The 20,781-nt window shown below is 72.7% G+C and carries 20 protein-coding genes; 9 read left to right on the forward strand and 11 right to left on the reverse strand.

What is annotated here, in order from left to right; genetic code table 11:
• Positions 1–73: 73 nt before the first annotated feature.
• Positions 74–496 (forward strand): VOC family protein, encoded by a 423-nt coding sequence (locus R6Y94_RS35480; protein ID WP_318400863.1) that lies wholly within the window; start codon positions 74–76, stop codon positions 494–496.
• Here the strand turns inward: R6Y94_RS35480 and R6Y94_RS35485 are convergent.
• From R6Y94_RS35485 to R6Y94_RS35500, 4 genes are all read right to left on the reverse strand, one after another.
• Positions 462–644, reverse strand: coding sequence for a hypothetical protein (locus R6Y94_RS35485; RefSeq protein WP_318400864.1), 183 nt, complete (start codon positions 642–644; stop codon positions 462–464). The two genes, R6Y94_RS35480 and R6Y94_RS35485, sit on opposite strands and share 35 nt — an antisense overlap.
• A gap of 102 nt (positions 645–746) precedes the next feature.
• A complete protein-coding gene (locus R6Y94_RS35490) occupies positions 747–2,039 on the reverse strand; it encodes an RNA polymerase sigma factor (RefSeq protein ID WP_318400866.1) in 1,293 nt (430 codons plus the stop codon).
• Between the two features lie 131 nt (positions 2,040–2,170).
• A complete protein-coding gene (locus tag R6Y94_RS35495; protein ID WP_318400868.1) occupies positions 2,171–2,542 on the reverse strand; it encodes a YciI family protein in 372 nt (123 codons plus the stop codon).
• 30 nt (positions 2,543–2,572) lie between these two features.
• Entirely contained in the window at positions 2,573–3,316 is a 744-nt protein-coding gene (locus R6Y94_RS35500) for a DUF998 domain-containing protein (protein ID WP_318400870.1), read from the reverse strand.
• A gap of 199 nt (positions 3,317–3,515) precedes the next feature.
• Between R6Y94_RS35500 and R6Y94_RS35505 the strand changes: the two genes are divergently transcribed.
• From R6Y94_RS35505 to mqnP, 4 genes are all read left to right on the forward strand, one after another.
• Positions 3,516–3,866, forward strand: a complete 351-nt coding sequence (locus R6Y94_RS35505) for a LysE family transporter (RefSeq protein ID WP_318400872.1) — start codon at positions 3,516–3,518, stop codon at positions 3,864–3,866.
• 505 nt (positions 3,867–4,371) lie between these two features.
• On the forward strand, positions 4,372–4,776 hold the full coding sequence (locus R6Y94_RS35510) for a hypothetical protein (protein WP_318400873.1): 405 nt from the start codon (positions 4,372–4,374) through the stop codon (positions 4,774–4,776).
• Positions 4,777–4,975: 199 nt separating this feature from the next.
• On the forward strand, positions 4,976–6,439 hold the full coding sequence (locus R6Y94_RS35515; RefSeq protein WP_318400875.1) for a menaquinone biosynthesis decarboxylase: 1,464 nt from the start codon (positions 4,976–4,978) through the stop codon (positions 6,437–6,439).
• Between the two features lie 164 nt (positions 6,440–6,603).
• Positions 6,604–7,506 (forward strand): menaquinone biosynthesis prenyltransferase MqnP, encoded by a 903-nt coding sequence (gene mqnP, locus R6Y94_RS35520; RefSeq protein WP_412102957.1) that lies wholly within the window; start codon positions 6,604–6,606, stop codon positions 7,504–7,506.
• A gap of 95 nt (positions 7,507–7,601) precedes the next feature.
• On the opposite strand, the gene R6Y94_RS35525 is transcribed toward mqnP, so the two are convergent.
• Entirely contained in the window at positions 7,602–8,888 is a 1,287-nt protein-coding gene (locus R6Y94_RS35525) for a terpene synthase family protein (RefSeq protein WP_318400879.1), read from the reverse strand.
• Between the two features lie 189 nt (positions 8,889–9,077).
• Here R6Y94_RS35525 and R6Y94_RS35530 point away from each other — a divergent pair, with 189 nt between their 5' ends.
• Entirely contained in the window at positions 9,078–9,707 is a 630-nt protein-coding gene (locus R6Y94_RS35530) for a UbiX family flavin prenyltransferase (RefSeq protein ID WP_318400881.1), read from the forward strand.
• Positions 9,708–9,834: 127 nt separating this feature from the next.
• On the opposite strand, the gene R6Y94_RS35535 is transcribed toward R6Y94_RS35530, so the two are convergent.
• Entirely contained in the window at positions 9,835–10,116 is a 282-nt protein-coding gene (locus tag R6Y94_RS35535; protein WP_318400883.1) for a BldC family transcriptional regulator, read from the reverse strand.
• Between the two features lie 248 nt (positions 10,117–10,364).
• Between R6Y94_RS35535 and R6Y94_RS35540 the strand changes: the two genes are divergently transcribed.
• Both R6Y94_RS35540 and R6Y94_RS35545 read left to right on the forward strand, forming a co-directional pair.
• Positions 10,365–10,817, forward strand: a complete 453-nt coding sequence (locus tag R6Y94_RS35540; RefSeq protein ID WP_318400885.1) for an Lrp/AsnC family transcriptional regulator — start codon at positions 10,365–10,367, stop codon at positions 10,815–10,817.
• A 38-nt stretch (positions 10,818–10,855) separates the two neighbouring features.
• Positions 10,856–11,947: a PLP-dependent cysteine synthase family protein gene (locus tag R6Y94_RS35545; protein ID WP_318400887.1), complete on the forward strand. Its 1,092-nt coding sequence runs from the start codon at positions 10,856–10,858 to the stop codon at positions 11,945–11,947.
• Between the two features lie 21 nt (positions 11,948–11,968).
• Here R6Y94_RS35545 and R6Y94_RS35550 read toward each other — a convergent pair whose 3' ends face one another.
• The 4 genes from R6Y94_RS35550 to R6Y94_RS35565 form a co-directional block, all read right to left on the reverse strand.
• A complete protein-coding gene (locus R6Y94_RS35550) occupies positions 11,969–12,589 on the reverse strand; it encodes a putative glycolipid-binding domain-containing protein (protein ID WP_318400889.1) in 621 nt (206 codons plus the stop codon).
• A 333-nt stretch (positions 12,590–12,922) separates the two neighbouring features.
• Positions 12,923–14,869: a DEAD/DEAH box helicase gene (locus R6Y94_RS35555; protein WP_318400891.1), complete on the reverse strand. Its 1,947-nt coding sequence runs from the start codon at positions 14,867–14,869 to the stop codon at positions 12,923–12,925.
• A 241-nt stretch (positions 14,870–15,110) separates the two neighbouring features.
• A complete protein-coding gene (locus R6Y94_RS35560; RefSeq protein WP_318400892.1) occupies positions 15,111–17,477 on the reverse strand; it encodes a hypothetical protein in 2,367 nt (788 codons plus the stop codon).
• A 199-nt stretch (positions 17,478–17,676) separates the two neighbouring features.
• Positions 17,677–19,191: a C40 family peptidase gene (locus R6Y94_RS35565; RefSeq protein WP_318400893.1), complete on the reverse strand. Its 1,515-nt coding sequence runs from the start codon at positions 19,189–19,191 to the stop codon at positions 17,677–17,679.
• Between the two features lie 252 nt (positions 19,192–19,443).
• Here R6Y94_RS35565 and R6Y94_RS35570 point away from each other — a divergent pair, with 252 nt between their 5' ends.
• On the forward strand, positions 19,444–20,610 hold the full coding sequence (locus tag R6Y94_RS35570; protein ID WP_318400894.1) for a radical SAM protein: 1,167 nt from the start codon (positions 19,444–19,446) through the stop codon (positions 20,608–20,610).
• Positions 20,611–20,631: 21 nt separating this feature from the next.
• On the opposite strand, the gene R6Y94_RS35575 is transcribed toward R6Y94_RS35570, so the two are convergent.
• Entirely contained in the window at positions 20,632–20,769 is a 138-nt protein-coding gene (locus R6Y94_RS35575) for a hypothetical protein (protein ID WP_318400895.1), read from the reverse strand.
• Positions 20,770–20,781: the final 12 nt, after the last annotated feature.

Consider the following 20,781-nt stretch of genomic DNA (forward strand, 5'->3'; position numbering starts at 1 on the left):
TGGGTTGCGCGCGGTCGAATCGCGTGCCCACCCTGCCGCCTGTACCGCGAAGGAGTTCCGCGAAGTGTCTGGGATGGCGCCCCCGAAGGTCACCACGTTCCTGATGTTCCAGGACGGCAGGGCCGAGCAGGCGATGAGCTTCTACACGTCGCTCTTCGACGACGGCGAGGTGCTCGCCGTCGACCGGTACGGCCCCGGCGAGGACGGCGCCGAGGGGACGGTGCGGCACGCCACCTTCCGGCTCGGCGGCCAGCAGTACATGTGCATCGACAGCAGCGTCCCGCACGGGTTCGGATTCACCCCGGCGATCTCGCTCTTCGTGACCTGCGAGTCGGAGAAGGAGATCGACCACCTCTACGGCGCGCTGGTCGAGGGTGGCCAACCGTTGATGCCGCTCGGCTCGTACGGCTTCAGCGCCAAGTTCGGCTGGGTCAACGACCGCTTCGGCGTCTCCTGGCAGCTCACCCTGCCGACCGAGGCGGCTGCCGCGCAGTAGCGGCGGCTCCCTCGGCGGGTGTCGGGGGCAGCCAGCCGAGCAGGCGTACGGCCAGGGTGACGGCGTCGCTCTGCGGCTGGTCGGCCAGCGCGGTCAGCAGTTTGCGGCCCAGATGCAGGCGCAGGCCCTGCGGATCGTCCCGGTACATGAACAGCGGCCCTGGGCCGTGGTGTCCAGCCCGAGGCGCGGGGTGAGGAAGAGCTGCGCGCCGGCCATCGCTGCGCCGAAGTAGCCGTAGTCCGGACTGGAGTCAGCGCTGCTGACTGCCGGACCGGCTCGCCGCCTCGGCGGCCCGGTCGAGGAAGAGCGCCCGTTCCCGGGCGTTCCGGGTCAGCTCGGCGGCCCGGGCGAACTCGCGCCGCGCCTCGTCGTGCCGGCCCAGCCGGGACAGCAGGTCGCCCCGGACGGCCGGTAGCTGCGGATATGTCGCCAGGAGGGGCTCGGTGACCAGAGTGTCGACAATGGCCAGACCGTCGGCCGGGCCGGTGGCGTTCCCGACCGCGACCGCCCGGTTCAGCTCGATGATCGGCGACGGCGACACGTGCGCCAGCACCCGGTAGAGCGCGGCGATGCGTACCCAGTCGGTCTCGGCGGCGGTCCGGGCCCGCGCGTGGCAGGCCGCGATCGCCGCTTGCAGGGTGTACGGGCCGATGCCCAGCGACTCGGCCCGGTCCAGAGCGGCCAGCCCGCGCCGGACCAGCAGCCGGTCCCAGCGTCGGCGGTCCTGGTCGGGCAGCAGGACCGGCTCGCCGTCCGGCCCGGTCCGGGCCGGGATCCGGGACGCCTGCAGCTCCAGCAGCGCCACCAGGCCGTACACCTCGGACTGCTCCGGCATCAGCCCGGCCAGGATCCGGCCGAGCCGCAGCGCCTCGGCGCAGAGCGCCGGTCGCGTCCAGTCGTCACCGGCGGTCGCCGAGTAGCCCTCGTTGAAGACGAGGTAGACCACCTCCAGCACCGAGCCGAGCCGGTCGGCCAGCTCGTCCCGGGGCGGGAGCTCGAACGGTACGCGTTTCGCGGCGAGGGTACGTTTCGCCCGGGTGATCCGCTGCCCGATCGTCGGCTCCGGCACCAGGAACGCCCGGGCGATTTCGTCGGTACGCAGCCCGCCGAGCAGCCGCAGCGTCAGCGCCACCCGCCCCTCGGTGGGCAGCACCGGATGGCAGGCAGTGAAGACCAACCGGAGCAGGTCGTCGTCGATGCGCTCGGAGTCCAGCACGGCGGCCAGTTCCGCCTCGGTCGGGTCCGGCCGGCTCTCCACCTCCCGCCCCAGCTCCGGGAGCTTCCGCTGGTACGTCGTACGTCGCCGGATCAGGTCGACCGCCCGGTGTTTGGCGGTCGACATCAACCAGCCACCCGGATTCGGCGGTACCCCCTGCCGGGGCCACTGCTCCAGCGCGACGACCAGCGCGTCCTGGGCGAGTTCCTCGGCGAGCCCGATGTCCTGCACCAGCCGGGCGAGCCCGGCGACGATCCGGGCGGACTCGATCCGCCACACCGCCTCGACCGCCTCCCGGCTCGCCCGCCCCGGTCCTCCCACCCTCATGCCTCCCGATCCAAGCACGCCGGGCCGGCGAGCGTCTCAGCTTGTAGATCTTGACGATTTGTCGTCGCCGCAACGACAACAAGTCGTCAAGATCTACTGGGAATCGGGTGTGCGGAAGGAGAGTGAGCGGGTCAGGCGGGTGGTGGGAAGTCCTCCGGGCCGAAGACCCGGAGCACCTCACCCTCGCCCTCCCAGCCGGGCCACATCTCGCGGTGCAGCTCCAGGAACCGGGAGACCCACTCGACGGCCTCCTCCTTCGAGCGCACCTCGTACAGTGCGTAGCTGATCGTCTCCTTCGCCTCGGCGAACGGCCCGTCGGTCACGCTGAGCTTGCCGGTGGCGACCTGCATCCGTGCCCCCTCCGCGCTCGGGGCCAGCCCGCCCTGGTCGAGCAGGGCGCCGGCCGCGGTCGCCTCCTCGCCGAGCTGCATGATCGCCTCCATCAGTCCGGGCGGTGGCGGGGTCGTGGTCCGGGTCGCCCGCAACAGTGCCAGGTAACGCATCTCTTCTCCTCCGATTGGTTGTCCGCTCTGCTACGCCGTCTGCCGCCGGTCGGATCGGTCGGCCCGGGCGGGGGTGGCCCGGCGGTACAGGTGCGCGGCCAGGGCCGAGAGCCAGGCCCAGGCCAGCATGATCGCCCCGGTGAAGGCGAGGTTGGACCAGACGGCTCCGGCACCGGCGGCCATCGCCAGGAAGCCGGCGAGGAACAGCACGCCGGTCAGCCGGGAGAAGGCCGCCCAACCCCGTCGTCCCTCGGTCGAGAACCGCCGGCCGAGGACCAGACATGCCGCGATCAGGCAGCCGAAACCGATGGCGCCGGCCACGAAGTGCAGCGTGCCGTGCCACGTTACCGCCGTGCCGGTCTCCGGAGTGCCGATCGGAAAGCCCAGAGCGGGGTCCGCCCGGAACGCCCCGGCGGCGAGGAGGCTGATCCCGTACGCCCCGATCAGTCGCGGCGCCCAGCCGGCCCCGGTGACCGGGGAGGGGCTACGGCGCAGTCCGACCGCGAGTGCGCAGGTCATCAGCCCGGTCAGCACCAGGTTGGTGATCTGGATCCAGCCGAGTGCGCCGTTGGCCAGCAGGCTCCAGGCGTGCCGGGTCAGGTCGAATCCGTCCCGGGTCAGCGCCTGGGCCAGCGACACCAGGACGTAGAACGGCCCGGCGAGCACGCCGTACGCCAGCAGGGTCCTGGTGACGCTGGTCGCCGGGTCGCACGGCTGTCCGCCCGGCCGGGCAGCCGCCCCGGAAACGGTGCTGTGCTGGCTCATCGTCTTCATCGTCGTCCTCCTTCGGTTCCACCGGTCCGGTTCGGTGCTCGGACCGGCCGCTACCTCTGCCTCGAACGGGCGACGGCGGATCCGACAGGTGGGCCGAACTTTTTCGGGGAATTTTCCGCGAGCCGGCTGGTGCGGCTCTGACCTGGTCGGATCCGTCCGTCGCGTGCCGCCGAGGGAGAGCGGTCGTAGGCTCGGAACCATGTCCTGGACGACCTATGGCAGCTCCCTGGCCTTCGCGGTGGTGCTGATCGTGGTGCCCGGCCCGGACTTCGCGGTGGTCACCAGGAACACCCTCGCCGCCGGTCGCGGGCGGGGCTGGTGGAGCGCGCTCGGCATCGCCTGCTCCAACGCCGTACAGGGCAGTGCGGCCGCGGCCGGGCTGGGCGCGGTGATCGTACGGTCCCAGCCGCTGTACCTGCTGACGCTGGTCGGGCTGCCGCACCGGGCACGCCGGGTGCTCCCCCTGCGCCGGGCACGCCGGGCGATGGATGCCGGTACCGGTGTCGCGATGCTCGGCTTCAGCGTCCGGCTCGCCACCGAGCGGGCCTGACCCCCGCGCCAGCCCCGGCCCGGACCCGGCCGGCCTGTCCGGCTGCCTCTAGGGGTATCCATCAGTGGCGGATCAGGGAGCTTTCCGGGTCGGCACCCCGGTGTGTGTCCCGGCGTGTCGCCCGGCTAATTCCGGCACTCGTGGGTGTTCGGCAAGTTCGCCATCACCATCGTCCAGCTCAACCTCGGCATCTTCGTACTCAGCCCGTAGCTTGAGGCGGCGACGCCGGGCAGGTCGGGATCGTCGGTCGTCGCGTCGCTGCTGATCGCGCGCGGCTTCCCGTTCTGGCGCCGGGCCAGACGGCACCGGGCCCGGATACCGGTCGGCCAGCAGGCCACATAGCGGAGACGGGCCGCCCTTGGCGGAGAACAGCGGGTAGGCCACCTCCACGGCCGGTGGCTCCGAGCCGGATGGAGAGCAGTCTTGCTGTTGACAAGATACTGTGCCGGGGGGCAATCTTGACGGCGCCAAGTTCGGTCCGCCGTACCGCCTCGGGAGCCCTGTGATGTCGTCCGCCACCCAGAACACCGCCGCCATCCTGCTGATCACCGTCTCGACCGTCGCCTTCGGCGGGTTGTCCCTGCTCATGCACCTGGTCCGGCGGATACCCGGCTATCTCGACAACCCCGTCCGGCGGGCGCTCTGGACCGCCGGGCACGCCCACGCGGGCGTACTCGTGCTGTTCGCCCTCGTCGCACTCCTCTACCTGGACCGGGCCGACTACGGCGACGGCATGCGGATGCTGATCCGAGTCCTGCTGGTCGCCGCGCCGATCCTGATGCCGATCGGCTTCTTCCTCTCTGTCGTACGCCCCTCGGACACCCGACCCAACAAGCTGATCTGGCTGGTGGGAGTCGGTGGGGCGGGCCTGATGGCCGGCACCCTGCTGCTCGGCGTCGGCCTGCTCTGAGGTGCCGGGCTCGGCCTTTGCTGAGACGCCGGGCTCGGCCTGCGCTGAGGTGCCGGGCTTGGCCTGCTCCGAGCTGTCGACCGACGCTGTTCCGGGGCGCCGCACCGGGCCGTGCCGGTGGGACCCATCGACGGGAGCCCGGTCACGGCGGGGGACCCGGCCGTGCCGCCCCGACCGGCGGTGCGACAGACTAGCGGCCATGGCGGCTCGTGGCTTCCCGTACACCGACCTCCGGGAGTACCTCACCGCGCTGGAGGGCGCCGGCGAGTTGCGCCGGGTCCCGGTGCCCGTCGACCCCACGCTGGAGATCAGCGAGGTGGTCACCCGTACCGTCCGGGCGCACGGGCCGGCCCTGCTCTTCGAGCGCCCCACCCGGGGTGAGATGCCGGTCGCGATCAACCTGTTCGGCACCGAGCGGCGGATGGCGATGGCGCTCGGCGTCGACCGGCTGGACGAGATCGGCGAACGGATCGGCGCGCTGGTCAAGCCGGAGTTGCCGGTCGGCTGGTCCGGCATCCGCGAGGGCCTGGGCAAGGTGATGCAGCTCAAGTCCGTACCGCCGAAGAAGGTCAAGACCGCCCCCTGTCAGCAGGTGGTCTACCGGGGCGCCGACGTCGACCTGAACCGACTGCCCGGCCTCCAGGTCTGGCCCGGCGACGGCGGGATCTTCCACAACTACGGGCTGACCCACACCAAGCACCCGGAGACCGGCAAGCGCAACCTCGGGCTCTACCGGTTGCAGCAGCACTCGCACAACACCCTCGGCATGCACTGGCAGATCCACAAGGACTCCACCGCGCACCACGCGGTCGCGGAACGCCTCGGCCAGCGGCTACCGGTGGCGATCGCGATCGGGTGTGACCCGGTGGTCAGCTACGCCGCCTCGGCTCCGCTCCCCGGCGACATCGACGAATACCTTTTCGCCGGCTTCCTGCGCGGCGAGCGGGTCGAGATGGTCGACTGCCTGACCGTGCCGCTCCAGGTGCCGGCGCATGCCCAGATCGTGCTGGAGGGCTACATCGAGCCCGGCGAACGACTGCCCGAGGGGCCGTTCGGCGACCACACCGGCTTCTACACCCCGGTCGAGCCGTTCCCGGTGCTGCACGTCGAGGCGATGACCACCCAGCGGGAGCCGGTCTACCACTCGATCATCACCTCGAAGCCGCCGCAGGAGGACCACGGGCTCGGCAAGGCCACCGAGCGGATCTTCCAGCCCCTGCTCAAGCTGCTGATCCCGGACATCGTGGACTACGACCTGCCGGCCGCCGGGGTATTCCACAACTGCGCGATCATCTCGATCCGGAAGCGCTATCCGAAGCATGCCCAGAAGGTGATGAACGCGATCTGGGGCGCCCACCTGATGTCGCTGACCAAGCTGATCGTGGTGGTCGACGAGGACTGCGACGTGCACGACTACGCCGAGGTGGCCTGGCGGGCCTTCGGCAACGTCGACTACGCCCGGGACCTGCTGCTCACCGAGGGCCCGGTGGACCACCTGGACCATTCGTCGTACCAGCAGTTCTGGGGCGGCAAGGCCGGGGTGGACGCTACCCGCAAGCTGCCGACCGAGGGCTACACCCGGGGTTGGCCGGAGGAGATGACCATGTCGCCGGAGATCCGGTCGCTGGTGGACAAGCGCTGGAAGGAGTACGGCATCTCGTGAGCGCGAGGAGTGAGCTTGCGAGCCCCGCAGTCGTGAACGGAGGGTGGCGCAGGTGAGCGCGAGGAGTGAGCTTGCGAGCCCCGCAGTCGTGAACGGAGGGTGGCGCAGGTGAGCGCGAGGAGTGAGCTTGCGAGCCCCGCAGTCGCGAACGGGAGGTGGCGCAGGTGACGGCTGTGGCGGAGTCGCCGGGGCGGGTCAAGTCCTTCCTCCGGCTGGTGACGATCGAGCACTCGGTCTTCGCGCTGCCGATCGCGTACCTCTCCGCGCTGACCGCGATGCAGCGGCACGGCGGGCAGGTGCGCTGGCTCGAGCTGCTGCTGATCACCATCGCCATGGTCGGGGCGCGGACCTTCGCCATGGCGGCGAACCGGATCATCGACCGGCGTATCGACGCGCGCAATCCGCGTACCGCCGGGCGGGAACTGGTGACCGGGGCGGTGAGCGTCCGGACGGCCTGGACCGGCGCGATCGTCGCACTGCTGGTCTTCCTCGGTGCCGCCGCGGCGCTCAACCCGCTCTGTCTGGCCCTCGCCCCGTTCGCCGCGATCCCGCTGGTGGTCTATCCGTACGGCAAGCGGTTCACCGACTGGCCGCACGCGATCCTGGCCCTGGCCCAGGCGGTCGGCCCGGTCGGCGCCTGGCTCGCGGTGACCGGCACCTTCGACGGCTCCGGCCCGGCCTGGCTGCTCGGTGCGGCGGTCGGGCTCTGGATCGGCGGCTTCGACCTGATCTACGCCTGCCAGGACATCGAGGTCGACCGCCAGATCGGGGTACGCAGCGTCCCCGCCCGCTACGGCCTCCGGTTCGCCCTGCACGCGTCGATCGTCGCCCATGTGGTGACCTTCGGCCTCCTCTTCTGGTACGGCGAACTTGTCGGGCTGGGCTGGCTCTGGTGGGTCGGGCTGGCGCTGACCGCGCTCGCCTTCGGCTACCAGCACGTGGTGGTCACCCCGACCGACCTGTCCCGGGTCAACCGGGCCTTCTTCACCGCCAACGGTTTCGTCGGGATCGCGCTGTTCGTCTTCGCCCTGCTCGACCTGGTGATCCGGCTCCACCTCGCCGGTTAGCGGTGAGCGGCTCCGGTTAGCGGAAAGCTGCCCGGTTAGCGATGAGCGGCTCCGGTTAGCGGAAAGCTGCTCCGGTTAGCGGAGCGCGGCCTCGGCTAGCCGGACGGCTCGGCCCGGGCGCCGATGCCGTTCGGCGGCCGGTCGGGGCGGCGGCGCGGCTCGGCCTGGCCGAGCGGTCCCGCCGGGCGCGGGGCGGCCACGACGTCCCGGTAACGGGCACTCTCCATGGACCAGTCCATGGTGCCGCGCACCGAGTTGCCGAGCCCGTCCAGGTACTCCCGCAGCGGCCTGTCCATGGCCGGCCCGAACGACGGCACGGCGTCGCGCAGTTCGACGAACCGTCGCATGCTGCGCTGCCAGCGCCGGACCACCGCCTCGATCGCCGCCTCGACCGGGATCCCTTCTTCCCGGGCCACCGCCAGCACCAGGTTGTGCCCGCCGGAGGTGGCCGCGTCCCGCTCCAGGGAGAGCAGGTCGTTGAACCAGCTGAGTAGGTCGTTGGCGGTGTCGGCGACCTTGCGTACCACCGGGTGGTGGTAGATCGCGTCCGGCACCGGCTGGCCGGTGGCGAACTCGATCAGGGCGTACGAGACGTACGCGGCGGAGGTCGCCCGGCGCAGCGGGATGTACTCGGCGACGCCGGGCAGCCGCCCGCTCGCCTTGTTGGTGGCCTCGGTGACCACGCCGACGAGGTGGTGCGCCACCGCGTCGACGAAGCGGTCCCGCCAGGCCGCCGACATCCGCTGGTACGGGGTACGCCAGGCGTCGGCCAGCATCCGCCGGAGCGGCCCGTCGAACGCCTCCGGCCTCGCCGCCGGCTTGTTGGCCGCCCGGCTCTGCGGCGGGGTGGTGAGCCGGGCCGCAGGCTGGTTGGTCGACCGGGCACCCGTCCCGGCCGCCGGGTGGTGGGCGGGCCGGGACTGCGCCGCCGACGGGTGTCCGGTCCAGGGACCCGGACCGGCGGCGGGGGACGGGCGACCGGGGGTGACCGCGGGTGTGGGCTGCCCCGCGCGGGGCGGCGACCCGGGTGGTGGCGGCCCGGCCGGCGTGGACCGGAGCAGCCGCAGCACCCCGTCGCAGAGCGCGGAGACCTCGGCCGGCCGGGGGCGCCGGGTCGCGTCGCAGGCGTCGTCAAGCAGGAAGAACCAGGTGAAGAGGGCGGCGATGACCCGCAGGTCCGCCTCGCTGGCGTCCGGATACAGCCGGCCGGCGTACCGGGCGACGCCGCTGCGGGTGAGCCGGTCCCGGGCCGTCGCGTCGAGTGGGCCGATGATCAGGTCTGCCCAGTCGACCAGCCACTCCTGCACGGCGTCGGCGTGCGGGCAGAGGCGTGCCGGTATCGGACAGCTCAGCTCGGCCGCCCACGAGCTGATCCCGTACATGCCCCGCCCCCTTCGTCGTTGCCGCGGGCAGACGTGAGCAGCATTGCAGTTTCCGGCCGGTCTGTGATCGCCGTCGGGTACGCCCTATTTCGCAGTAAGTGATGATCTGGTCACACCATGGGCCGGCGCCGCAGGTCGCGGCCGGGGCCGGTCGGCGCCGGCTTCGACGCTTGCGGCAGGCTGGTGGGCATGAGAAGGCCGTGGGTGGTCGGCGTCTCCGGGGCATCGGGTACGCCGTATCCGGCCGCCGTGCTCGGCGGGCTGTTCGACGCGGGTGAACCGGTGGACCTGGTCGTCTCCCGGGCGGCCCGGCTGACGATCCTCGACGAGACCGGCCGTCCGTTCCGGGACGCGCACTGGAAGGACGACCTCGCCGCCTGGCTGGGCCGGGACCTGGACGGTGCCGACCTGGCGTACTGGCCGGCCGGAGATCTCGCGGCCGGGCCCAGCAGCGGGTCGTACCCGACCCGGGGCATGGTGGTGGTGCCGGCGAGTACGGCGGCCTGCGCCGGAATCGCGATCGGCCTCTCCAAGGACCTGCTGCAACGGGCCGCTGAGGTGAACCTCAAGGAGCATCGGCCGGTGGTGGTGGTGCCCCGGGAGACTCCGATCACCCGCAGCCACCTCGAGCACCTGATCACCCTGCACGACGCCGGAGCGGTGGTGTTGCCGGCGAGCCCCGGCTTCTACGGTGCCGGGGCCGCCGCCTCCGCGCGACAGCTCGTCGACTTCGTGGCCGGAAAGGTGCTCGACGCGCTCGACGTGCCGCACTCCCTGTTCCGGCGCTGGTCCGGCGAGCTGGGGGCCGATCGGGGCTGAGCGCCCCCGGTGCCGACCCCCTGCCCGGTGTCGGTCAGTGAACCCTGTCGACCCTCACCGTGCGGTCGTGGTGGCCGCAGGTGGACGTCGGGGCGCAGGCGCCGCGCTGTCCAGGCCGGAAGAAGGTTCAGTGCAGGCCGACGTTTCCGGCGCCGGCCGGGCCGGGACCACTCGGCGTGGCGGGTCCGGCGTTGCGCGGCCGGTTCGCGAGGCCCTCGTCCACCTCGTCGAGCATGCCCTCACCCTCGAGCAGTGCGCGTACCTCCGACTCGCGGAAGCGGCGATGTCCACCCGGTGTTCGGATGCTGCCGATACGCCCGGCCGCGGCCCAGCGTGTGACGGTCTTCGGATCGACGCGGAAGAGCGCTGCCACCTCGCCCGGCGTCAGCAGACGATCTCCAGTGTCCACAGCCCCCTCCTCGCGTCTACGAAGCCCCCGGACTGGTAGGACCGCCCCCAGAACACATGCTTGCCAGAGCCTTCGTTTAAGGGACGTACGGCAATTACAACACCGCCGGAGTGCCGTGTCCGGCAAACGCGAAAACGTACCGTGTGTGAGGTTAGCCGGGACGATTCACGGCATTTACGCGTTATGTCAGCAACAATGCTGCCGACCCCGGGCGGCCCGTTCACCCGCCCGGACTAGGGTCTCAGAACGTGGACGCGATCGACCTGAGCCTCGTCGAGCTGCTGCGCGGCAATGCCCGCCTTTCGTACGCCGAGCTGGCCCGGCAGGTCGGCCTCTCCGCGCCGGCGGTGCACGAGCGGGTGGGCAAACTGGAGTCCGGCGGCGTCATCCGGGGCTACCGGGCGGACGTCGAGCCGGAGGCGATCGGGCTCGGCGTAACGGCGTTGATCGGCATCGTGCAGGACTCCGGCGGCGACACCGACGACGTACTCGAGGCGATCCGGGGCATGCCGGAAATCGAATCCTGTTACTTCATGGCCGGAGTGGAATCGTTCCTGCTCAAGGCGCGAGTTGGCACAATTGCCGAGTTGGAGCAGCTCATCCTGCGGCTGAACCGGACCGCCGGAGTCGCCTCGACCCGGACGGCCGTCGCACTCTCGACGAAATGGGAGAACCGCCCCCAGCCGGTCGGCCCGTCCTGACCCGGCCGGCCGCCGGGCGGCTTGCTACGTTCCTGGTCATGGAACAGCTCGACCGGTGCGACGACGCCGAACGCACCTGGGTCACCGAGGCGATCGCGGCGGTGGAGGCGGACGCGAACCGATCCGCCGACACCCACCTGCTCTGCTTTCCGCTGCCCCGCCAGTGGGGGATCGACCTCTATCTCAAGGACGAGTCGGTGCACCCGACCGGGTCGTTGAAGCACCGGCTGGCCCGGTCGCTGTTCCTCTACGGGCTCTGCAACGGCTGGATCGGACCGCGTACCACCATCGTGGAGGCGTCGTCGGGCTCGACCGCCGTCTCGGAGGCGTACTTCGCCCGGATGCTGGGGGTGCAGTTCATCGCCGTGATGCCCGCCGCCACCTCGCCGGAGAAGATCGCCCTGATCGAGTTCCAGGGCGGCAAGTGCCATCTGGTGGAAGATCCGGCCGCCGTCGTGGTCGAGGCCCGCTGGCTCGCCGAGGACCTGGGCGGGCACTTCATGGACCAGTTCACGTACGCCGAACGCGCCACCGACTGGCGGGGCAACAACAACATCGCCGAGTCGATCTACGCGCAGCTCGCCCTGGAACGGCACCCCGTGCCGGACTGGATCGTGGTCGGCGCCGGTACCGGCGGCACCAGCGCCACCATCGGGCGCTACCTCCGCTATCGGCGGCTGGCGAGCCGGCTCTGCGTGGTCGACCCGGAGAACTCCGCGTTCTATCCCGCGTGGACCTCGGGCGACTGGTCGGCCACCACCGACGCCGGCTCCCGGGTCGAGGGGATCGGCCGACCCCGGGTCGAGGCGTCCTTCCAGCCGAGCGTCGTCGACCGGATGGTGCGGGTGCCGGACGCGGCCTCGCTGGCCGCCATGCGCGTCGCGTCGACGGTGCTGGGCCGGCGGGTCGGCGGATCGACCGGCACCAACCTGTGGGGCGCGTTCGGCCTGATCGCCGGGATGCGGGCCGCCGGCCGGACCGGGTCGGTCGTCACACTGCTCTGCGACGGCGGCGAACGCTACACCGACACGTACTATTCGGACGAGTGGGTGGCCGACCGGGGCCTCGACCTGGCGCCGCACCGGTCCGCGGTGGAACGTTTCCTGATGACCGGCGAGTGGTCCGGATGACGGACATCTGGCCGGCTCGGGTCAGTGCCGGTGCGCCAGCCCTGGATAGTGCAGCACGTAGCCGTCGGCGTCGAGGGTCAGGTCGGCGGTGAAACTCTCGCTGGTGAACCGGACGTTGCCGCCCTCCAGCACCGTGTAGGTCTGCTCGGCCGGCACCACCTGGAGGCTGGGCACCAGCACCCAGACCGCGACGACCCGGTGTGAGCTGCCCGGCGCGGCCTCGCGCAGCCGGAGGCGGCGTACCGGAAGGGTGTTGAACAGCGGCGAGGCGCTCAGGTCGACGTCGACCGCCTCGGCGAGCCGCTCCGGCTCCTCGGTGCCGGGCAGCCCGGCCCCCGGCTGGCCGGCGGCGGCCAGCGCCGCGTCCAGGTCGCCCTGCTCGGCCGTGCTCGCCCGCCAGCGGCCGGCCGCCCGCTCCAACCGCAGTGTGCGCAGCCAGCCGGCGCCCTCGCAGCTCACCTCCAGCCCCTCCGTCGCCCAGTGCTCGTCGGTGCGCAGAGCGTAGCGGCAGGTGAAGGCGATCGGGTCGACGGCGACTGCGGTGCCCCGGGCGGTCAGCCCACGGTGGTCGGTGACGAGCGTGTGATCGGCACCGGGCACGTCGGTGCGGCTCCAGAACAACGTCTTCGGCATGCTCGGCATGTCCATGGACGTTACCGCCGCCGACCGACAGGAATGCCCGGGCGCGGCAATTCCATGCCGGCCGCCGGCCCGGCGGCCCGACCGGGGCCCGCGCCGTTCGACGGCGGCGGGCCCTGGTCGGCGGCCTTGTTACCGGCAAGCGTCCCAATCCGCGACGCGCGGTGGGCGATCTCCGTGCGCCGGGCCCGACGGCAGCCCGTCAGGCTCCCGTTGCCCGACCCGACAGTGGGACCGGCCGGCACCGAGCGACGATGCCGGACCGTTCGGCGGGTCGGGTCGGGCAGCGATGCCGGACCGTTCAGCGGGTCGGGTCGGGCGGCGATGCCGGACCGTTCAGCGGGTCGGGGTCGGACGCCGGCCGTCGAACCGGTGGTCGCGGCGGCCCCGCCGGTCGTCCGGCCGGTCCCCGGCGGCCCGGTCGTCGCGCGGGCGCTCGTCCCGGGACCGGTCCCAGACCGGCCGGTCGGTGTGCGGCCGGCCCTCGTGCCGGAAGCCGCCCTGCCGCCCCCCGCCGGAGCGCCACTCGCCGCCCCGCTCGGCACGGCCGCCCTGCGGGGTACCACCGCCGTCGCCGTAGCGGCGGTCGCCGTAGCGGCGGTCGGACTGCGGCCGGTCGCCGTAGCGGCGCTCGCCCTGGAAGCGGTCGCCGTAGCGGCGCTCACCCTGCGGACCGTCGCTGTGCCGGCGCTCCTCCTGCGGCCGGTCACCGTAACGGCGGTCAGCCCGGGGCCGGTCGCCGTACCGGCGGTCGGAACGGGGACGGTCCGGGCGCGTACCGGACCCACGGCGCGGTGCCGGCTCGTCCACCACCGGTACGCCACTCGGCTCTCGGGCACCCGTCACCTCGGCCAGCGCGGCGTCGCCGGAGCGTACCCGGGTCTGCTCCGGCTCGACACCGGCCTTCTGCAACATCGCCAGGGTGGACCGGCGCTGCTTCGGCAGTACCAGCGTGGCGACCGCACCCGACTCGCCGGCCCGGGCCGTACGGCCGGCCCGGTGCAGGTAGTCCTTCGGGTCCTTCGGCGGGTCCACGTGTACCACCAGCGAGACGCCGTCGACGTGGATGCCCCGGGCCGCCACGTCGGTGGCGACCAGCACGTTCGTCCGGCCCTCCTTGAACTCGGCCAGGGTGCGGGTGCGTACCCGCTGGGTCTTGCCGCCGTGCAGCGCGCCGGCCCGGACGCCGACCGCCGCCAACTGCTCGACCAGCCGGTCGACGCCCATCTGGGTCCGGGCGAACATCATGGTCCGGCCCTGCCGGGCCGCGATCGAGGCCGCCACCGCGAACTTGTCGTGCGGCGGAATCAGCAGCATGTGATGGTCCATCGTGGACACGGCGGCGGTCGGCGGCGCCGTCGAGTGGGTGACCGGATCGGTCATGAAACGCCTGACGAGCGAGTCGACGTCGTTGTCCAGAGTGGCGGAGAAGAGCAGCCGCTGGGCATCCGCCGGCGTCTTGGCGAGCAGTTCGGTGACGTCCGGCAGGAAGCCCATGTCGGCCATCTGGTCGGCCTCGTCCAGCACGGTGACCTCGATGTCGTCGAGGCGGCAGACGCCCCGCTCGATCAGGTCGGCCAGCCGGCCCGGTGTGGCCACCACGATCTCCACGCCACGGCGCAGCGAGTCGATCTGGCGGTCGTACGGCACACCGCCGACAGCGGTCTTGAGGAACACCCCGACTGCCCGGCCGAGCGGCATCAGCGCATCGTTGACCTGCATCGCGAGTTCCCGGGTCGGCACCAGGATCAGCGCCCTCGGGTGGTGTGCCCGGGCCCGGGGGCCGGCCGCCATCCGGGCCAGTACGGGCAGCCCGAAGGCGAGCGTCTTGCCGGAGCCGGTCTGCCCCCGGCCGAGTACGTCCCGCCCGGCGAGTGCGTCCGGCACGGTGGCCCGCTGGATCTCGAACGGCGTGTCGATGCCCTCCCGGTGCAGCGCCCGGACGAGCTGCCGGGGCAGCCCGAGGGTGGCGAAATCAACCGGCCCGGACTCATCAACCGGCCCGGGCTCGGCCTGGGCGGGCTTGGCCTGGGCGGGCTTGGCCTGGGCGGGCTTGGCCTGGGCGGGCTCGGAGTCGACCGGCTCGGAAATGGTGTTGTTCTGCCCGGCAATGGCGTCCGGGGCGGCCACGATGAGCGGGCCGGAGTCGTCGGCGGTCACCGTGTCGGCGGAATCAGCGTGCGCACCGGCAACAGCCGGCACACTCAGAACGGCTTGCTCATCAGACGCGGAGGTGCCTGCGGAAGCGGAACCGGATTGCGCGTCGAATACGGACGGAAACATGCTGTGATCAGCAAAGGTGGTCAAAGATACCTCTCAAGCGGGGCGCATCTTCGCGATGGCCCGCCGCGACGAGGTCGCCGCTGATTCGCCCGCAAGATCGCCCAGAGGCGCGTGGCACGCGCCAGGTCAACAATCCATCCGAGTGTACGGGGACCAGCCGCCACCGCCACCTCGGCGCGCACGCCAGTGGGCAGGCTCACCCACCCGCGCCCGCCGACCCGCCGGGTACCGGGCGGCTCCGTCAACTACTCAGCAGACCGTCGAAGAGGCTGCTGAACGCGTCTCCGGCCAGCAGCACCACCATCAGTCCGACCGCGAGGAGGATGCCGAGCCCGATCAGCAGTACCAGCACCACCTTGCCGGTGTTGGTCTTCTGCGTGGGGGTGTCCGTCCAGCCCTGAGCCAGGATGTGCCCGGTCAGCGAGCCCGAGTTCTCGAGCTGGTTGGTGGGCATCGAAACGGTGACGTGGCCCTCGGGGCCGCCGTACACGGTGCCCTCCGCCCGCTGGTCCCGGGCCCAGTCCCGGTATCCCGGGGAGTGCGGTGTCGTCGGGCCGGCGCTCGGCTGGTGCGGCGAGGCCGGGTTGGCGCCCGACGGGCGGCCACCGGCCGGGATCCGGCCGGCTGGTTCGGCGGCGACGGCCGGGCCCGGGTCGGCGGTGGGCAGCGAGTAGCCCGGCGTACCGCCGCCGACCAGGTTGGCCGAGGACATCGGGTTGGTCGGTGGTGGCCAGCTCGGCAGGGCGGGCGCCGGAACCACCAGCGGGGCCGGTGGCGGGGGATCCGCCGGCCGGCCAGCCGGCCCACCGGAGACCGGCGTGGCCGGGTACGCCGGCGAGGCAGCCGCTGACGTCGGCGGGTACGGCACCGGGCCCGGGGGTATCGGGCCGGGGCCCGGGGGTACCGGACCGGGTGGAGTCGGGCCAGGGTTCGGCGGGTACGGCGCGGGGCCTGGCGGCACCGGAGCGGGCCGGGGCGGCGCGGGCGGGTACGGCGACGGAGTCGGTGGCACCGGGGTGGGTACCGGAGGCGCCGGTGCCGGGAACGGCGTGGGCGCCGGGCCCGGGTCCGGCGGTTCGGGTGCCGGCGGTGCCGACGGATGCGCCGGCTCGGGCGGTCCGGCCGGCTCCGGTTCGGTACTCCGGTAGACCTTCGCCACTCCCGGCGCCGCGGCTACGGCGGCGGCCTCGTTCGGCAGTACTGGAGACAGGCCCGGCACCGAGGCACTGGCCCGGGTCGTACCGGCACTGCTCCGCGGAGCGCTGCGCTGCGGCGGCACCGTGTACGACGGGGTGCCGCCAGCGGGCGACCCGGCGTCCCGCGACGACTGGCCGGGAGTGGCCGGCGGTGCTGACACGCTGGCTGCGGGCGGGGCCGTGAAGTGCACGGCCCCGGGCCGCTCCCGGGTCTGGCGTACCGGCTCGGCCGGGGTCGACCCGGAGAGTCCGGCGGCGACCGGCGAAACCGATGCCGACCCGACGGGCGGGGCGGACGCCGAGCCGGCCGGCGATCCGACGGCCGATCCGCTCGACGGGGCCGGCGGGGACTTGACGGCGTTGGCGAACGCCGACCACGGGGAGTCGACCGCCGGAGTCTGCGGACGCCGCCGTTGCAGCGGCGGCACCGGAGTCCCCGGGGGTGCCGGGGCCAGCACCGGTGCGGGTGCAGCGGCGGCCGGTGCGGACGGGGCGGCCGCCGCAGTGCCCGGTGTCGAGGACGCGGCGACCGGAGCGCTCGGTGTCGAGGAGCCGGCAGCCGCAGTGCCCGAGGCCGAGGAGGCGGGTGCCGAGGACGCCGGTGCCGGGGTGGCGGCCGCCGCGTTGACGGGTTTGGCCAGTTCGCCGGCGCGGTAGGTGCGGCTGCCCGAGGCAGCGGCGGGCATGGCGGCGATTTCGGCTGCGGTAGGGGTGGTGGCCGCCGTACTCACGGCGCGACCGCGGACCGGCTCTGCCGTGGCGCTGTCATCGGCCCGCTCCGGTACGGCGACCGGCTCTGCGGCGGCGCTGTCGCCGACCTGCTCCGGTACGGAGACCGGCTCCGACCCGGGCACGTCGGCGACCTCTGCACCACCGCGAGGATCAGGGCTGACCGGTGGCTCAGAGCTGTCCGGAGACTCGGAGTCGACCGGCGGGCCCAGCCCGGCGTCGGCGTCCCGAACGGTGGCGGGATCTGTCCCAGGGCCGGCGTCGGCGGCGGAGCCGACCTCGTCGGACGGGGCGCCGGAATCGTCGGACGGGTCGGCAGAACTCGTCTCGGCCTCCGGGACGGCATCCGCGTTCGGTGAGACCGACGGTTCGTCGGCCGAGTCGGCGGTGGGACTCGCCTCGCCGCCCGGAACAGCGTCGGGATCGTCCCGGATCGAGCCTGGATCGTCCCCGATCGAGCTGGAAGCGTCCCGGGCCGAGTCGGAGCCTGTGGAACCGGTCGGGTCCGCTGCGGTCGGATCTGCTGCGGCCGGGTCCGGCGGCGCGTCCGCCCAGAGCGCTCCGGCGGCGGGCGGCGGTGGCGGCTGGTAGGCCTCGGGAAGCCCTTCCTCGGCTGGCGGTTCCGGCAGCGCGGTACCGACCGGCGGGGGCGGCGGCAGCGGGGACAGTTCGCTCTCGTCCACGCCGTCCCGTCCGGACCGGGTGGCCGCAGCCCGACCGTCAGTATCCGGAGATGCCTCCCCGATAGCCGGTCTGACCTGCGATTCGTCCATTGTTGCCTCCCGCGCCCACACCCGGGCCGGTAGGCCGGGTCGGAAGTACGTCAACCCTCACCGTGCCACATCTCAGCACGGGCGCACAGCCGGCCGGTGACCGGCACCCTCAGTCGCTGTCGGAGCTACCCTCCGCAGCCGGAGTCGACCGGCTGGCGCTGGACGTACCACCGGTCGGCTGGCCGCCCGAGGTGCTGACCGGCGGTGCCTGTGGCGTCGAGGTATCCGGCGGGTTCGGGGTCGGTGCCGGCGTCACCGGCGGGGTCGCCGGAGGCGTGGTCGGCGTGGTGGTGGGCGGCTTGGTCGCCGGAGGCGTGGTCGGCGTGGTGGTGGGTGGCTTGGTGGTCGGCGGCGGCGTCGTGGGTGGCGGGGTGGTCGGCGGCGGGGTGGTCGGCGGCCTGGTGGTCGGCGGCGGGGTGGTCGCGTTCGGGGCCGGCACCGCCGGGAAGATCCGGGTCGCGGCGTAGAACCGCGACCACCAGACGGTGGAGACCTTGACCACATCGCCGGTGGTCGGGGCGTGCACCATCTTGCCGCCGCCGATGTACATGCCGACGTGGTGGATGCTGGTCCAACTGCTGCCGGAGGCGAAGAAGACCAGGTCGCCGGGGAGCAGGGCCTCCCGGGCGACGCTCTGGTTGCGGGTGCCGTTGTACTGCTCGCGGGAGACCCGCGGGATCCGCTTGCCCACCGAGAGATAGGAGGCGAGCATCAGCCCGGAGCAGTCGAACCGGTTCGGACCCTCGGCGCCCCAGAGGTAGGGGTCGCCCCGCTGGGCGAGCGCGTAACGCATCGCGGCCAGCGCCTTGGGGTGCGCGACCATCCCGGCGACGCTGTCGCTGCCGATCGTCGCGCCGATTTGCTGCTCGGCGGCTTCCCGGGCCCGCTCGATCGCCTTGAGCTGGTCCGTGTTGTCGCGCTTGAGCTTCACCAGAGCGGCGGAGCGTGCCTTGTACCGCGTCTCCGCAGTCGTGAAGGCGGCGACCTTCTGCTGGTAGGTGCTGGACGCGGTCTGGTATGCCGTCTCCGCCTGCTGTTCGGCCTGCTGCGTCCGGGCCACCTCACCGGCGGCCAGTTCGGTGTCGCCGGCCCGCTCCTCACCGCGCTGGATCCGGCCGAGTAGGTCCAGCCCGTGCAGGTCGGAGCCGAACGCACCCGGTGGCAGCCCGGCGGCGTCCTTCAGCGCGCCCGCCGCCGCGTTGTCGGCCGCCGTACGGGCGTTGGCCAGTTCCAGCCGAGCCGTCTGTCGTACGCCGTCGGCGGTGGTCAGCTCGGTGGTGGCCTTGTCCCGCTCCTGCCGTAGTTGCAGCAGTTGGTCGCCGAGCTGGGCGACCTCGACCTCCAGCGCCATGATCTGGCTGGCCAGCGGACCGTTCACGCTCGGCGGCAGCGGATAGGGCGTCGTCGGCGTGCCGGTGCTGGTGGGCACGCTGGGCGCTCCGGCCGGCAGCGGGCGTACCCCCGCGTCGGGGACCGTGTTCGGCAGCGGCGGGTCGGCGTAGACCGGGGTCGCCATCGCGCCTGCCACGATCGCGCCGACCAGGGCTGACCAGACCAGCGGCCGTAGCACCGGCGAAACCGCGTCGACGGGCCGGTCCGGTCGTCCGCGCCTGCTGTTGGCCATGCCGCTCCCGTCCGTGCACAGCAGCGCGCCCGGCGCTGCTGTGGTATCGCCATTAGTGGTGCATCGCGTCCTACTTTGTCTTACCTCAATGCACCGGGGATGTCGATGCGACGGGGGTAACGAGACGCTGAGAAGCGGGTTAAGGGTACCTGGGCAAGGTGAACCAGGCCGCTGCCGCCACCGCCTCCGCCGGCACCTCGGGCGCTCCACGTAGGCTCGTGGCGGAGATCGTGCCTGGAGGGACGTGCTGCGATGGACGCCGGACGCAAGCGTGAGCTGGAAGAGAAGGTCTACGCGGGAGTTCGGCTCAGCCGTGTTGACGGCGAGGCGCTGTACGCCAGCGACGACCTGGTCTGGCTCGGCCGGCTGGCGCACCACCGGCGTACCGGGGCGGGGGGCGACGACCGGGTGCTGTTCGTCGTCAACCGGCAACTGAAGCTGACCGACCTCTGCGCGGCCGGCTGTGCGTACTGCTCTTTCCGCCCGGAACAGGGTGAGAAGGACCCGTACCCGATGCCGGTCGACGAGGCCGTCCGGCAGGCCACCGAGCTGGCCGCCGACGGGCTCACCGAGCTGGAGCTCGTCAACCCGGTGCACCCCGCGCTGCCGTGGCAGCACTATCCGGAACTGCTGCGCGCGCTGACGGCGGCGTTGCCGGACGTCCGGCTGACCGGCTTCGCCGCGACCGAGCTGCGCTGGTTGGAGAGGAACACCGGACTGCCGGCCGACGAGATCCTCGACGAACTCGTCGCGGCCGGGCTCGCGTCGCTCAGCGGCGGCGGGGCCGAGATCTTCGACCCGGAGGTACGCCAGCGGCTCGGCCTCGGTGACCGCACCTGGGAGGACTGGTCCCGGATCCATCGGCTCGCCCACGCCAAGGGGCTCGGTACCCCGGCGACGATGCGCTTCGGTCACGTCGAGGAGCCCCGGCACCGGGTCGACCACGTGCTGCGGCTGCGCGAACTGCAGGACGAGACCGGCGGCTTCACCAGCTTCCTGCCGCTGCGCTACGAGCACGACCTCGTGGCACCGGCCGGCGGCGGGCTCCAGTCGCAAGCGCCGGCCGAGACGGCGTCGCCGGCCGAGTCGCTGAAGACCTTCGCGGTGTCCCGGCTGCTCCTCGACAACGTGCCGCACCTGACGTGCTGCTGGGCGACGCAGGGGCCTTCCGTGGCGCAGCTCGCGCTGCACTTCGGCGTGGACGACCTGGCCGGCGCGGCGGCCGAACACCGGATCGGCCACGCCGCCGACCCGGCCGGTACGCCCGCCGCGCTGTCCCGGGAGGAACTGCTCCAGCTCGTCTGGGACGCCGACCTCCGTCCCGCCGAACGGGACAGCCGGTACGCGGTGCTGCGCGAGTACGATGCCCCGCCGAGCCTGGCCGAACGCCGGGCCGAGCCGCAGCAGGTCTGGGCCTGATCCGGGGCGCTCCGGGGCGGGTCAGCCGAAGGCCAGGTCGGCCCGTACGTCGCCCACCGAGGCGCTCCGGGCCGGATAGGCCGGCCATCGGTGCTCGGGTACTCCGCTGTCGTCGTGCGCACGGCCCGGCCCGGCACGGGTGGTTCCGCGCCCGCTCACGTACCCTCGAAA

The sequence above is a fragment of the Plantactinospora sp. KLBMP9567 genome, from assembly GCF_033446045.1.
GTDB lineage: Bacteria > Actinomycetota > Actinomycetes > Mycobacteriales > Micromonosporaceae > Plantactinospora.

What these genes read in the sequence shown, in the direction of transcription:
- R6Y94_RS35500 (WP_318400870.1), bottom strand. Translation starts at nt 3,316, where the DNA reads ATGAAGACGATGAGCCAGCACAGCACCGTTTCCGGGGCGGCTGCCCGG.
- R6Y94_RS35550 (WP_318400889.1), bottom strand. Translation starts at nt 12,589, where the DNA reads ATGCCGAGCATGCCGAAGACGTTGTTCTGGAGCCGCACCGACGTGCCC.
- R6Y94_RS35555 (WP_318400891.1), bottom strand. Translation starts at nt 14,869, where the DNA reads ATGTTTCCGTCCGTATTCGACGCGCAATCCGGTTCCGCTTCCGCAGGC.
- R6Y94_RS35490 (WP_318400866.1), bottom strand. Translation starts at nt 2,039, where the DNA reads ATGAGGGTGGGAGGACCGGGGCGGGCGAGCCGGGAGGCGGTCGAGGCG.
- R6Y94_RS35570 (WP_318400894.1), top strand. Translation starts at nt 19,444, where the DNA reads ATGGACGCCGGACGCAAGCGTGAGCTGGAAGAGAAGGTCTACGCGGGA.
- R6Y94_RS35525 (WP_318400879.1), bottom strand. Translation starts at nt 8,888, where the DNA reads ATGTACGGGATCAGCTCGTGGGCGGCCGAGCTGAGCTGTCCGATACCG.
- R6Y94_RS35485 (WP_318400864.1), bottom strand. Translation starts at nt 644, where the DNA reads ATGTACCGGGACGATCCGCAGGGCCTGCGCCTGCATCTGGGCCGCAAA.
- R6Y94_RS35495 (WP_318400868.1), bottom strand. Translation starts at nt 2,542, where the DNA reads ATGCGTTACCTGGCACTGTTGCGGGCGACCCGGACCACGACCCCGCCA.
- R6Y94_RS35565 (WP_318400893.1), bottom strand. Translation starts at nt 19,191, where the DNA reads ATGGCCAACAGCAGGCGCGGACGACCGGACCGGCCCGTCGACGCGGTT.
- R6Y94_RS35480 (WP_318400863.1), top strand. Translation starts at nt 74, where the DNA reads ATGGCGCCCCCGAAGGTCACCACGTTCCTGATGTTCCAGGACGGCAGG.
- R6Y94_RS35505 (WP_318400872.1), top strand. Translation starts at nt 3,516, where the DNA reads ATGTCCTGGACGACCTATGGCAGCTCCCTGGCCTTCGCGGTGGTGCTG.
- R6Y94_RS35510 (WP_318400873.1), top strand. Translation starts at nt 4,372, where the DNA reads ATGTCGTCCGCCACCCAGAACACCGCCGCCATCCTGCTGATCACCGTC.
- R6Y94_RS35545 (WP_318400887.1), top strand. Translation starts at nt 10,856, where the DNA reads ATGGAACAGCTCGACCGGTGCGACGACGCCGAACGCACCTGGGTCACC.
- R6Y94_RS35530 (WP_318400881.1), top strand. Translation starts at nt 9,078, where the DNA reads ATGAGAAGGCCGTGGGTGGTCGGCGTCTCCGGGGCATCGGGTACGCCG.
- R6Y94_RS35515 (WP_318400875.1), top strand. Translation starts at nt 4,976, where the DNA reads ATGGCGGCTCGTGGCTTCCCGTACACCGACCTCCGGGAGTACCTCACC.